We start from the raw sequence: 13,771 nt of genomic DNA, 5'->3' as shown, positions 1-13,771 counted from the left end.
GAAAAACCCAACTGTCAAATTTATTGGAAGTGAAAATGCAAGAACCGGAATTCACAGAAACCACATCTAAAGAGACAACAGTGCCAGATATCAATAGCCAAACAGGAACTATTACCAAACTCCAACCTCCTGCACAGTCTCAAGAGGAATGGCTAAAATATGGAGAACAAATTTCCAGCTTTTTAGCGACATTACCCGAATATGTAGGAAGCTTGTTCAATCGGTACAAGCAACCATTGGTTAGCGTTGGTTTAATTCTAGGAGCACTTGTTGCGGTTAGAGTACTCTTGGCGATATTAGATGCTTTGAATGATATTCCTTTAGTCGCACCTACCTTCGAGTTGATTGGTATTGGTTACTCTGCTTGGTTTGTTTACCGTTATTTACTGAAAGCTTCAACGAGACGAGAGTTGACTGACGAAATTACAACTCTCAAATCACAAGTCGTCGGCAAAGAAGTTTAATATTTTACCGATGCTATCGTCCAAAAAACTAACCTACGGGCGTAATACTTCGGTTTAAAATTACAGAAGCTTGAGCAGTGAAAGCCACCGCTCAGGCTTTTTTAAATGCTTAAAATTTATCGCAAAAAAAGGGTAATACAAATTCAAAAAATGTTTGCAACAGATCGCCCTACCCGCCCTATCGGGTACTCTCTCCTTGGTAAGGGGAGGGCTGGGGAGGGGTTTGCCCATGTGTTGTATTATTTTTTCAAATAGGTATAAGTTTTTAGTTGTCAAAAGGCAAAATAATTCTTTTTATGCTTCACTGAGGCAGTTGCACAATATTTTCAGACGAAATTTTATCTACTTTTCCAGTTTGCACTAAAGCTTGATGAACCATTGCAGCTACTTCAGCACGGGTAGCTTCTTTATTGGGAGCAAAAACTTTGGGATTGGGATAGTTAATTACAAGACCATTGGCTGTGGCAGTTGCTATCTTACCAGTGGCATATTTAGGAATATCTTTAGCATCTTCGTAAATACTTAAAACTTGAGAAGGAGCAGCTGGTTCTTTGAGATTCAAGCCGCTAACAAGAGCAACCAACACTTGTACGTGCGAAATTTTCTGTTCTGGTTTAAAGACTTTGTTCGGATAACCTTTTAAAAATCCACTATTAATAGCTTGGTTAATAGCTGGTATTGCCCAGAAGTTTGCTGACACATCTTTAAAAGATATGGTGGAGTTATTACCTTCTTTTTCAAAAGCTCGTTGGAGTATAGCAGCAAATTCGGCACGGTTAACAGGCTGATTGGGTCGAAAAGAATAATCTGGAAAGCCTTTAATAATCCCACGAGAAGAAAGAACGTTTATAAAACGACCTGCCCAAAAGTCAGTAGACACATCGTTAAATGCAATTGGTGGGGGAATAGTTGACTTCTGTTCGGTAGGCGAGACTAAAGGTAAAGGTGATGATTGAATTGACGACTCAAAGTTTTTAGCTAGATAAGTAGGCTCCTGTGTGCTTGTTGACTCGATGGGAGGCACTTTACTAAATGGAAGTCTGGGGGTAGGAGTTACCGGGTCAATTGGGGCTGGGGTAATACTAGGTTCAACAACATCATTTGGCGACGATGGCACAGTGTTGAAGTTAGAATCCTTGTTCGGTTCCAACTGAGGAGTCAGTGATGGTGATGGTAGGTTATTAGGTTGAACGCTAGCAGATGGAGTCGGTAAAGGTGACAGTACTCCATTAAAGTTCCAGCCACGATCCTTATGGGAAAATGACCAAAATAGAATTCCACCAATGGTAGTGAAAGCAACGAAAATTCCGATAAATTCATCGAAGCCAAGGGCAGATTTCTCAGATGACTCTGGATCGAAAGGAGGTCTATTTGTCATCGTAATTACCCAGTTAAAAGTTAGGAGTTAGGAGTTAGGAGTTTGTAATTCATAAACTCATAACTATTTCAATTGTTTCACAATACCCGCAGTATGCTAGGAATACTGTCTATTGCCTCTAGATTGCGAATTTCTGCAAGGGCTTGCCGAAAGTTTCCTTCTTGCACATCGTAAGTGACAACAACAATCTCTGCTAGTTCTTCCTGAAAGCCAGTTTGGACGATTGACTCTAAGCTGACACCAAAATTGCCAAAGCAAGTACCTAGTTTACCGATAACTCCAGGTCGATCTTTGGTGAGGAACCGAGCATAAAATCGCGTCACGAGTTCCGCAATTGGAGCAATTTCACAGTAATCTTGATGTCTACACGCTAATAAAGGATTCGGATTAGTTGTACTGGTTTTGAGGGTAGCGACGAGATTTAAGATATCCGCAGATACGGCACTAGCAGTTGCACCAGCACCAGCACCGGGGCCAAAAAACATCACTTGTCCGATGGGTTCCCCTTCTACAAGAATGGCGTTATAAACTCCGTTAATGCTAGCTAAAGGGTGTGCTTTGGGTACTAAAGTGGGATGGACGCGAACGGAAAGAGGAGATGAAGGAGATGAAAAAGTTCTTTTAGCGATCGCCAATAATTTGATCGCGAATCCTAATTTTTCGGCGTAGGCAATATCTGTTTTACTAACTTGCCGAATTCCTTCACAGTAAACATCTTCCAGATGAATGCGCCCACCAAAACCCAATGATGCCAGGATGGCGATTTTATCTGCTGCATCTAAGCCATCAACATCAGCGGTGGGGTCGGCTTCGGCGTAGCCCAACTTTTGGGCATCAGCTAAAACATCGTCGAAGTTACTACCTTCTGTTTGCATCCGCGTCAGGATGTAGTTAGTCGTACCGTTAACAATGCCAGTAACGGCGTTAATTTGATTAACACTTAACGACTGCTTTAAAGGTTGAATTACAGGAATGCCACCGCCAACAGCGGCTTCTAGCATCACATATACTCCGGCTTGATTGGCAGCTGTAAAAATTTCTGCCCCAAAACGAGCGATCGCTGCTTTATTGGCGGTAACTACATGCTTGCCATGACTCAGGGCTTTCAGGATAAGCGATCGCGCTGGTTCCAATCCCCCCATAACTTCAACTACTATATCTACCGTAGGGTCATTGACAATTGCCTCTAAATCTGTGGTAATTATCCCCTCTGGCAATTCTACCGCACGGGGTTTAGAGAGCGATCGTACTCCCACCCGATATATCTCTATTTCCTGTAATAACGGGTGACGACCAACTAAGTCTTGCAGTAACTGCACCGTACCCGTTCCTACAGTTCCTAATCCAAGTATTCCCAGCTTTACACCCACAAACTTGCACCCAATTTCAGTGCTGAGTTCTGAGTGCTGAGTGCTGAGAAGTTAGAAGTACTTAGTACTCTCATATCAGAACTGAGAACTCTTTACTCAGCTATTTACAATCTAAATTTATAACAAAACAATTGTAGGTTAAGCAGTGCCTCTTGAGTGCTGATGAAGTTAGGAGTACTGAGTACTTTAACAGCAGACTCTTTTCTCAACTATTTATATAAAACAGAGTAGGGCGAGCAATACCCACCCTACTCATTCATAACTCAGCACTCAGCACTTAGGACTCAGCACTTTATTAGTATGTTTCTACGTGCCAACGACCAGCTTTCTTGATCTGTTTCTGGTAATCACTCCAGGTTACTCCTTCCTTGGCAGCAGCAGCTGTTAAAGCAGCATCAATGCCATCTTCCATACCTCGCAAACCGCAGATGTATGTGTGGGTTTTTTCTTCTTTAATCAACTGCCACAATTCATCAGCGTGTTCTGCTACGCGGTCTTGGATGTACATTCTGCCACCTTCAGGATTTTTCTGTTCCCGGCTAATGGCGTAAGTGAGGCGGAAATTGTCAGGATATTTCTGTTGGATTTCTTCCAGTTCTTCCTTATATAAGATGTTTGGAGTTGTGGGAACGCCAAATATTAACCAAGAAAATCCTTTAAATTGATATTCTGGGTTAGCTGCTCTTTCCTTATCTTTAAACTGCCGCCACAGGTAAGCCCGCATAGGCGCAATGCCTGTTCCAGTTGCCATCATGATTACTTTGGCATCGGGGTCATCGGGTAATAACATTTCCTTACCCACCGGGCCAGTGATTTTTACTTCTTCCCCAGGTTTAAGGAAACATATATGAGTGGAACAAACACCGTAGACTGTTTCACCTGTTTCTGGGTGCTTATACTCCAACTGACGGACGCACAGCGATATTGTTTTGTCATCTACATCATCACCATGACGAGTCGAGGCAATTGAGTAGAGTCTGAGTTTTTCTGGCTTACCGTTTTTATCTACACCTGGCGGGATAATGCCAATGCTTTGACCTTCTATATACTTCAAATTGCTACCAGTCAGGTCAAACTTGACGTGCTGAACAATACCAATCCCGCCTTCCTTCACCAATGGTTCATTAGAAATCACCTTACCAATAAACGGAGCATTGGGACGGTAGGTGTTGACAGGAACATCAGCGTGTTTGGCTTTCGCTTGAGTCATGGTGTTGCCTTTTTTGTCCTTATTGTTGGGCTGTTCTTCAGCGTTAGCATTCGCAGGTGTGGCTTTACCATTCCCCTTATCGTTAGCAGTTTTCCCACTTGTAAATGAGGCTCTGCCATTGAGTTGTTCTATTGCGCTCAATGGTTGTATGCTAACAATTTTGCCGCCTAGGCGAGTGATACGTCGCATTTCTTGATTCATGCGGTTGTAAGGCACTCTGATGAACACACTGCCACTATTACGAATTGGGTAGTTAGTTTGATCGGTTTCTTCGTTCTGACGCAGACCCACCACTTCGTAAACGAAGACGCGGCTACCTGATTCTATATTGGCAGCACCCTCAACAGCACCTTGATTGTACATTCGTTCTACCACTCCGATATTTACTTAACCGTTTCTCAAAAAAAAACTATTCTCATTACGCGCCAGTTTTAAGTTTATCGGATTTTGAGTTACCGAAACTGGCGCTTTGGGAAAGCGGCATAGGTAAGATAATGCCTTGCTAAGTACACTCACCAAAGACAGCAGGCATAGCAAAAAACACACCTGTTCACCTTCTAAGGTAAAGGATAAGTCTTTTGGAGAATGTTAATAATGAGTCAATTTAATCTTTTTTCCCAAACTATACCCTGATTAGGGAGATAGCATTTTACTACCCAAAAGGCATAGATACTATGACATATGAAATTAGCAGGCTAGTTTGATTGGCACAAGCCATAACTCATTTTGCCTTGACAATCTGCTGCCATACTCCGCTTTTTGGGTTTGACATTAGGTGCAACCAATTGCGGAAGATTTCTTCTAAATTGGTTTAACTTTCCTAAGTGTATACCTCTCCCGCTAACGTTTTTGACTCTGTTTGTTTTTCTGTTGTGGCTAATTCCATAACAGAGGACAGATACAGCAGCAAAACATTAATGACAGAGAAAGATATGATATAAGCAACTATAATAAGTTTTACGTGATGTGAAACATCTGTCAACCTCTATCAGTAAGACCTGATCAAACTTATTAGGTTATTGACTCACAAACGTGCTGAATCTAATAATGTGCGTTTCAGTTACATAATTTAGATTGCCAGAAACACACGGGCAATCAAGGACGCAAATATATAATCTGAGTAATAATGATTAGCTTAATGCTCGCGATCGCATTTGAGCATTTGGGGAAACTTACCGCCCAGGATTTTGTTAAATAACCTACTCGCTCATTCTTGGGATAGATTTTGGCTGGGAATTTCTCAAGCTTTGTCAGAGGGCAAATTCAAATTCAGCAACTGTCAAATTTTACTGCCAAGAGAAATATACCTGATAGACTCGACTAATCGAGATACAAACAAATGACGACGTGACCGCGCTAACTGTGGGTAATGATGACAAGTATTTTAAAATCAATAAATCATCAGAACGATCGGTAAACCACAGGATTCTTCCTGATAGCAAATCTTGTTATGGAATACCCCATTCTGTTAAAATTGTATATATCACTAGGATTAAATACTCACCAGTAGCGAATTAGAGCTAGTCAGACGAGTCACAACTAAAACTTAGTTGTATGCCCGTCTGATATATTGTAGCGCTGCTGGGTAGCGAGAACGCCGGATAAACCAACGGGGTAAACTCTTGGCTTCAGAATCTGCTGTGTGAAAAATTATTGATTGACACATTTAGTATCTAGAGGAAATTTATGACAAGTAAGCCGGAACGCGTGGTACTAATTGGAGTAGCCGGAGACTCCGGGTGCGGTAAATCTACGTTTTTGCGTCGTTTAATAGATTTGTTTGGTGAAGAATTAATGACAGTTATCTGTTTGGATGACTATCATTCTCTAGATCGCAAACAGCGCAAAGAAACAGGGATAACTGCGCTTGACCCCAGAGCCAATAATTTTGACTTAATGTACGAGCAAATTAAAGCGCTCAAAGAAGGTCAAGCGATTGATAAGCCGATTTACAACCACGAAACCGGCGCGATCGATCCCCCAGAAAGGATCGAGCCGAATCACATTATAGTTGTGGAAGGGCTGCATCCTTTATATGATGAGCGGATGCGATCGCTAATCGACTTCAGCGTTTATTTTGACATCAGCGATGAAGTCAAAATTGCTTGGAAAATCCAGCGCGATATGGCAGAAAGGGGTCATCGCTACGAAGACGTTCTAGCGCAAATTAATTCCCGCAAACCTGACTTTGAAAAGTTTATCGAACCACAAAGAGAATTTGCTGACGTGGTTCTTCAGGTATTGCCCACAAACTTGATCAAAAACGATACTGAGCGCAAAGTTCTACGGGTACGGATGCTTCAACAAGAAGGCAAAGAAGGCTTTGAGCCAGCTTACCTCTTCGATGAAGGATCGACAATTACTTGGACTCCCTGCGGACGCAAACTGACCTGTTCTTACCCTGGTATGCAACTTTACTACGGTTCGGATGTTTATTACGGTCGTTACGTTTCCGTATTAGAGGTAGATGGTCAATTTGATAACCTAGAAGAAGTAATTTATATCGAAACCCATCTCAGTAATACATCTACTAAATATGAAGGTGAGTTGACTCACTTGTTACTCCAACACCGTGAGTATCCAGGTTCTAACAATGGTACTGGTTTGTTCCAAGTGCTTACAGGATTAAAAATGCGCGCAGCTTATGAGCGTTTAACAGCAAAGGAAGCAAAACTAGCAGTTCGGGTGTAAAGCAGCAGTGTTTGTGTCAAAGCTTTGGGGGTGCTTTCGGGCGCTCCCTTTTTTTGTGAGTCATTTTTTAATTCATTCAAATTATAAAGAGTAAATATTATTGCTTCAAAAGATACTTAAGGGCATTTAGTGGTTTGTCAAAATCTCATAAGACACTAACTACTGAATGTGTCAATATTATTATGATTCCCAAAATTATTAGCTAGGCTAAATATCAATACGGTTTAGTTAATTTAACCGTATTGGGCTAAATACCAAATATTTAGTCAGCGAAAATTCTCAATAAAGGAGGAATTTTCTTTGTCTCGTCGTTATTTATTTACCTCGGAATCAGTGACCGAAGGTCATCCAGATAAAATCTGCGATCAGATTTCTGATACGATTCTGGATACTTTACTGACACAAGACCCCAGTAGCCGTGTGGCAGCAGAAGTCGTAGTTAATACGGGCTTAGTGCTAATCACAGGTGAAATTACTACTAAAGCTAACGTCAATTATGTCAATATCGCTCGCAAGAAAATTGCCGAAATTGGCTATGTTGATGCTGATAATGGCTTTTCTGCTAACAGTACCAGTGTAATTGTCGCCTTAGACGAACAATCACCTGATATTGCCCAAGGAGTTAACACCGCTCAAGAAACTCGCCAACAGGATAGCGATGAACTATTCGACAAAATTGGCGCGGGCGATCAAGGTATTATGTTTGGTTTTGCCTGCAACGAAACCCCAGAACTAATGCCCTTGCCCATCTGTCTTGCCCACCGCTTTGCTCGTCGATTGGCAGCAGTCCGCAAAACAGGTGAATTGCCATACCTGCGCCCCGATGGCAAAACACAAGTAACTGTGGTCTACGAAGATGGACGGCCTGTAGGTATTGATACTATCCTGATTTCTACCCAACACACAGCCAAGATTGGGGAAATCACAGATGAGGCAGCGGTACAAGCCAAGATTAAAGAAGACCTGTGGAAAACAGTAGTTCTACCTGTTTTTAGCGACATTGATGTTAAGCCGACTCAGGAAACACGCTTTTTAGTCAACCCCACAGGTAAATTTGTTGTTGGTGGGCCGCAGGGAGACTCTGGTCTCACAGGACGGAAGATCATAGTTGATACCTACGGTGGCTATTCACGGCATGGCGGCGGTGCTTTTTCTGGCAAAGATCCTACCAAAGTAGACCGTTCTGCTGCTTATGCTGCTCGCTATGTGGCAAAAAATATTGTCGCCGCAGGGTTAGCAGCCAAAGTTGAAATCCAGCTATCATATGCTATCGGCGTAGCGCGACCAACAAGCATTTTGGTAGAAACCTTTGGTACAGGCAAAGTAGATGACGAACTCTTGCTGGAATTAGTCAAAAAGAACTTTGAATTACGTCCAGCAGGAATTATCCATAGCTTTAACTTACGCAACTTGCCAAATGAACGAGGCGGACGTTTTTATCAGGACGTCGCGGCTTACGGTCATTTTGGGCGCAACGATCTAGATTTGCCATGGGAACGTACCGATAAGGCAGACTTGTTGAAACAGGCGCTAAATCAGTCTTTTTCAGCTGCGATCGCTTAGAGTAAGGGATAAGCGAGCGAGTCAAGGCTTTAACTGCTAACTCCAATCCCTTATTATCTTTAAATACAACTTGTGTATTAAACAGCAAACTCTCTCTGCCTTTATGCTGCTATAGCAACTACAAGGTAGAGATTTTTTATCTCTATTTGTAATCTAAACATTCAGCTATTGTGTCTTTTATTTAGATACATTTAGCAGTCAGTATACCTACAAATAATTTAGTTTTAACAGGATATATAAGAGACAGAGTAAGTTAATATACTATGCAAATAATCCGGCATCATTTTGTTGGAGTAAAGATTTTCCAAGTTTGCTGACTTATAAACATAAGCTGTTTTTCTAAAGTTGAAAGTTTTTCTACAATTAGACAAATGGATGTTAAAATCGGTCATGATATGAGCCGATCTATCAGGAGCAGCTACTTGAATGTTTTTTGGGGAAAATCAATAGTTGTCAGCGCTCTTTGTAGCTTAACCTTAGCTGTCAAGCGTTTTTATCAGACCTACATTTGCTTCTCATAGAGAACGGTAAGGGTCAGGTAAGGCAGTAGTATAGTCGATATAATATTACCGCGATTAACTAAGTATCAAAAACGGTGGTGAGAAGGATCGGCTCCTAAAAAGATATTTATCCTCAAAACTACCAAAATCACCGTGTAAATATTCATATCAAAACTACTCAAACATAATGAAATCGGGGAAATTATCTATAAAGCTATTATTTAAGCTTTTTATAAAAAAAGATAACATAAATGTTAATTTAGCAGTAGCTAACGACCGTCCAAGCAAGACTGATGTGGTGATTTTTACGGGAGGGCAAGGAGATTTGAGGGATGCAAACTCAAAAGCCAATCCCTGTTGACAGCAGTTCGGAAAGCAAAAAAGTGCCAGTTCAAGAACCATCAGACGAACTCCCGACTATAGAATTCCCCTCACGAGGGAAACTAAAAGCCAGTTCCTGGCGCATACATCAAAAAATTGGTTATGGGTACTTTGTAGCAATTGGAATTGGCTTTTTCGGTTCGCTGACTGGATTAGTCATTGCCAACTATTACCGAGGGCGAGAAATCAGGCAATTTAATCAAGCTCAAGAGCAGACACAACTATTAACTGATTATAAAGATGCAGTAGTAGGGGCACAACTACATAGTTCCAACCTCGCTGCATTTCTAGAAGATCCACAGCAGTTGCCAATCAAGAAAGCCGAATTTCTGAAGAATGTTGACAAAGCCAAGAGATTGGAGGGAGAAATTGGCAATTTTATCGATAAGAGACCTCACGATTTAGCAGCAACAAGTGCTAATTTACAGGCTTTATTACAAGATTACGAAATCAACTTAAAATCATACGTTGCCCAAATAGATACTGTTTTGCAGGCAATCGATTCCCAACAAGTGCAGCCACAGCAAATTGACTCAGCACGAGAACAATTGTTGAAAATTATGCGTGGTGAAACAGCCAAGCAATTAGATTATCTCTCACTAAAATTGACTAATATTTTGCAAACTGCTGAAAATCGAGAGCAGAGAAGGCAAACAGATGTAGAGCAAGCCAAAGGAGTTGAGAGATTAATTGTAATGGTGAGTATGTTGGTGTCAGTAGCGATCGCCGCCATTATAGCGTGGCGTACCAGTCGTGCGATCGCCGAACCAGTAATCACCGTCACTCAAGTGGCCGAACAAGTAGCGAGAAAATCTAATTTCGATTTACGCGCGCCAGTCACCACCGAAGATGAAATCGGCTTGCTGGCAAAATCGCTGAATCGATTGATTGAGCGTGTATCCGAACGAACTAAAGAACTAGAACAAGCCAAAGAATTAGCCGAAGCCGCTAGCAAAGCCAAAAGTGTATTTTTAGCAAATGTCAGCCACGAGTTACGCACGCCGTTGAATGCGGTGATTGGTTTGAGCCAACTACTGCAAGACGACGCAACCGATTTAAATTTATCCGGAGACTTTATTACTGACTTGGAAACAATCAACTCTGCTGGAAAGCATTTACTAGAGTTGATTAACGAGATTCTCGACTTGTCAAAAATTGAAGCCGGGAAAATGACGCTTTATCCGGAGACGTTTGAAATTGCCACACTAATTCATAACGTCGTCCTTACCGTCAAGCCGACTATCGAAAAAAATAGCAATATCTTAGAAATAGATTTCGACGAGCAACTTGGTACTATGTATGCCGATCAAATTAGGATGCGGCAAGTGCTGACAAATCTACTAGGCAATGCTGCTAAATTTACGACAAACGGTAAGATAACGTTGACAGTCAAGAGCGAAAAGCAAAGCTTGCTGCGGAATGCTCCTTTTGGCATGATTACTTTCACCGTAACTGACACAGGCATTGGGATGTCTGTGAGTCAACAGCAGCAGTTATTTCAACCCTTCACACAAGGCGATACCTCAACTACAAAAAAGTATGGCGGTACTGGACTGGGATTGGCAATTAGCCGTCACTTTTGCCAGATGATGGGCGGCGAAATTCTTGTCAAAAGTCAGCTAGGAATTGGTTCTACTTTCACCGTCAACTTACCACTCACGTTACAAGAATAAGTAACCTAACCATTCTAAGTAGAGAATTGAACGTAAATCCAGATGATATTTGATAATATACCTCGCTGTTAACGCTTTAGTTAACCCTGCTTAACAAACCATCTTTATTGAGCAACTTTCGGTAGGATATTGTAACCTGGGCAATAGTTACTCTTTATTGATGTGACGCTAGGCGATCGCTCTTTCACATCCATGACCACAACCATAGACTTTCTCAGTCACCTGAATCCCAGCCAACGGCAAGCTGTCGAACACTACTGCGGGCCGTTACTAGTTGTTGCTGGCGCGGGTTCCGGTAAAACGCGAGCGCTGACTTATCGCATCGCTAACTTGATTCTCAAACACCGTGTCGATCCCGAAAATATCTTGGCGGTTACATTCACCAATAAAGCTGCACGGGAGATGAAAGAACGGATTCAAAAGTTGTTCGCCGAACAACTGGCAATGAAAGAACACGGCCAGCGCTTTGATTTATTGACAGAATACGAACAAACGAAACTGCGATCGCAAGTCTGGCGCACCTACATCAAAGACTTGTGGTGTGGCACTTTTCACAGTTTATTTTCTCGGATTCTCCGCTTTGATATCGAGAAATACCAAGATGAAAAAGGACGGCGTTGGAATCGCAATTTCTCCATCTTTGACGAATCGGACGCTCAAAGTTTGGTCAAAGAAATTGTCACTAAACAATTAAATTTAGACGATAAAAAATTTGAACCTCGTTCTGTCCGCTACGCCATTAGTAACGCTAAAAATCAAGGGTTCTCACCCCAAGAATTTGAACGCGAACAACCCAATTATCGCGGACGGGTAATTGCTGATGTCTATAGTCGCTATCAAGATAAGTTAGCTGAAAATAATGCCCTCGACTTTGATGATTTAATTCTGATACCGACCAAATTGTTTCAGCAAAACGAGCAAGTATTAGGTTACTGGCATCGCAAATTCCGTCATATTCTCGTAGATGAATATCAGGATACTAATCGCACTCAATACGATCTGATTCGGCTATTAGTGACAAACGGCGAAGATAGAAAGAGTGAATGGGAATGGCAGAATCGCTCAGTTTTCGTCGTAGGGGACGCGGATCAGTCTATTTACAGTTTCCGCATGGCAGATTTTACCATTTTGTTGGAATTTCAAAATGATTTCGGTGATGGTTTGCCAGATGAAGATACCCGCACCATGGTGAAGCTAGAGGAAAACTATCGCTCTTGTGAAAACATTTTACAAGCCGCTAACGAACTAATCGAAAATAACACCCAACGTATTGATAAAGTCCTCAAACCTACGCGGGGAGCAGGCGAACAAATTTATTGTCACAAAGCAGATGATGAATTAGAAGAAGCTGACTTTGTAATTCGGCAAATTCGCACTTTAGAACACCAAAATCCAGAGGTGAACTGGGGTAGTTTCGCTATTCTTTATCGTACCAACGCCCAATCTCGTCCTTTTGAAGAATTGTTGGTGAAGAATCAAATTCCTTATACAGTTGTAGGAGGAATTAAGTTTTACGATCGCAAAGAAATTAAAGATGTCATCGCTTATTTAAGAGCGATCGCAAATCCAGCTGATACAGTTAGTTTATTACGAGTTATTAATACTCCCCGACGCGGTATTGGCAAAGCCACCATTGATAACTTAATAAATGCAGCCCAACAATTAGGCACAACTTTGTGGGAAATAATCAGCGATGAAACATCAGTTAATACATTAGCTGGACGTTCCGCTAAAGCTGTGAATAACTTTGCAGCTATGATTAGCAACTACCAAGAACAAATTGCCAACCTTCCGGTTTCAGAACTTTTAATGGGACTGTTAGAAGAATCTAGTTACGTGCAAGATTTGCAAAATCAAGGCACAGATGAAGCCGAAGACCGAATACAGAACGTCCAAGAACTTTATAACGCTACACTGCAATTTCAAGAAGAAAATGAAGATGTTTCTCTAACTGCGTTCCTCCAAAGTGCTGCTCTTAGTTCTGATTTGGATAACTTAAAAGAAGGGCAAACAGCTGTTTCTTTAATGACTTTGCACGCTTCCAAAGGTCTAGAATTTCCCGTGGTGTTTTTAGTGGGGTTAGAACAGGGATTATTTCCTAATTACCGTTCGATGAATGACCCAGCAGCTTTAGAAGAAGAACGCCGCTTGTGTTATGTGGGAATTACTCGCGCCCAAGAACGTTTGTACTTATCCTTCGCCCGCGAACGCCGCTTGTATGGTTCGCGCGAACCCGCACTGCGATCGCAATTTCTTGACGAATTACCAGAAGAATTATTAACTACTAAAAGTAAGATTCTTCAGGTTTATACTAAAATACCAGCCACAAGTAATGGCAAGCAAAACACAACACAGAATTGGCAAGTAGGCGATAAAGTATTACACAAAACCTTTGGGATTGGTGAAATAACTCACGTTTTTGGATCTGGTAATAAGATTTCTGTGGCGATTAAATTCTCCAGTCTGGGGCAAAAAATTATTGACCCTAGAGTAGCACAGTTGCAAAAAATAGAGTGATAAATTCGGATGTAGAAATGTATG

General features: G+C 41.6%; 8 protein-coding genes. 5 read left to right on the top strand and 3 right to left on the bottom strand.

Annotated features, from left to right (window positions below; translation table 11 throughout):
• The first annotated feature begins 35 nt into the window (after positions 1-35).
• Positions 36-464 carry a CAAD domain-containing protein gene (locus tag I8752_RS34955; RefSeq protein WP_214436728.1) on the top strand — a complete coding sequence of 143 codons (429 nt, stop codon included), beginning with the start codon at positions 36-38 and terminating at the stop codon, positions 462-464.
• Between the two features lie 301 nt (positions 465-765).
• Here the strand turns inward: I8752_RS34955 and I8752_RS34950 are convergent, their stop codons facing one another.
• The 3 genes from I8752_RS34950 to petH all read right to left on the bottom strand — a co-directional run bounded on the left by I8752_RS34950 (position 766) and on the right by petH (position 4,785).
• Positions 766-1,842 (bottom strand): S-layer homology domain-containing protein, encoded by a 1,077-nt coding sequence (locus I8752_RS34950; protein ID WP_214436727.1) that lies wholly within the window; start codon positions 1,840-1,842, stop codon positions 766-768.
• Between the two features lie 77 nt (positions 1,843-1,919).
• Entirely contained in the window at positions 1,920-3,212 is a 1,293-nt protein-coding gene (locus I8752_RS34945) for a homoserine dehydrogenase (RefSeq protein ID WP_214436726.1), read from the bottom strand.
• 295 nt (positions 3,213-3,507) lie between these two features.
• On the bottom strand, positions 3,508-4,785 hold the full coding sequence (gene petH / locus I8752_RS34940) for a ferredoxin--NADP reductase (RefSeq protein WP_214436725.1): 1,278 nt from the start codon (positions 4,783-4,785) through the stop codon (positions 3,508-3,510).
• A 1,323-nt stretch (positions 4,786-6,108) separates the two neighbouring features.
• On the opposite strand from petH, the gene I8752_RS34935 reads away from it, so the two are divergent.
• The 4 genes from I8752_RS34935 (at position 6,109) to pcrA (ending at position 13,747) form a co-directional block, all read left to right on the top strand.
• A complete protein-coding gene (locus I8752_RS34935) occupies positions 6,109-7,113 on the top strand; it encodes a phosphoribulokinase (RefSeq protein WP_214436724.1) in 1,005 nt (334 codons plus the stop codon).
• 300 nt (positions 7,114-7,413) lie between these two features.
• On the top strand, positions 7,414-8,676 hold the full coding sequence (gene metK / locus I8752_RS34930) for a methionine adenosyltransferase (RefSeq protein WP_214436723.1): 1,263 nt from the start codon (positions 7,414-7,416) through the stop codon (positions 8,674-8,676).
• An 832-nt stretch (positions 8,677-9,508) separates the two neighbouring features.
• A complete protein-coding gene (locus I8752_RS34925; protein ID WP_214436722.1) occupies positions 9,509-11,230 on the top strand; it encodes a sensor histidine kinase in 1,722 nt (573 codons plus the stop codon).
• Positions 11,231-11,422: 192 nt separating this feature from the next.
• Positions 11,423-13,747, top strand: a complete 2,325-nt coding sequence (gene pcrA / locus I8752_RS34920) for a DNA helicase PcrA (protein ID WP_214436721.1) — start codon at positions 11,423-11,425, stop codon at positions 13,745-13,747.
• Positions 13,748-13,771: the final 24 nt, after the last annotated feature.

The sequence above is a fragment of the Dendronalium phyllosphericum CENA369 genome, assembly GCF_016056275.1.
GTDB lineage: Bacteria > Cyanobacteriota > Cyanobacteriia > Cyanobacteriales > Nostocaceae > Dendronalium > Dendronalium phyllosphericum.
Note: the sequence above shows the minus strand (reverse complement) of the source record. Positions and strands in the feature narration are given on the sequence as shown.

Bases quoted from the DNA above. Each gene is read 5' to 3' on its own strand.
- I8752_RS34955 (WP_214436728.1), top strand. From the start codon at position 36: ATGCAAGAACCGGAATTCACAGAAACCACATCTAAAGAGACAACAGTG.
- I8752_RS34950 (WP_214436727.1), bottom strand. From the start codon at position 1,842: ATGACAAATAGACCTCCTTTCGATCCAGAGTCATCTGAGAAATCTGCC.
- petH (WP_214436725.1), bottom strand. From the start codon at position 4,785: ATGTACAATCAAGGTGCTGTTGAGGGTGCTGCCAATATAGAATCAGGT.
- I8752_RS34935 (WP_214436724.1), top strand. From the start codon at position 6,109: ATGACAAGTAAGCCGGAACGCGTGGTACTAATTGGAGTAGCCGGAGAC.
- I8752_RS34925 (WP_214436722.1), top strand. From the start codon at position 9,509: ATGCAAACTCAAAAGCCAATCCCTGTTGACAGCAGTTCGGAAAGCAAA.
- pcrA (WP_214436721.1), top strand. From the start codon at position 11,423: ATGACCACAACCATAGACTTTCTCAGTCACCTGAATCCCAGCCAACGG.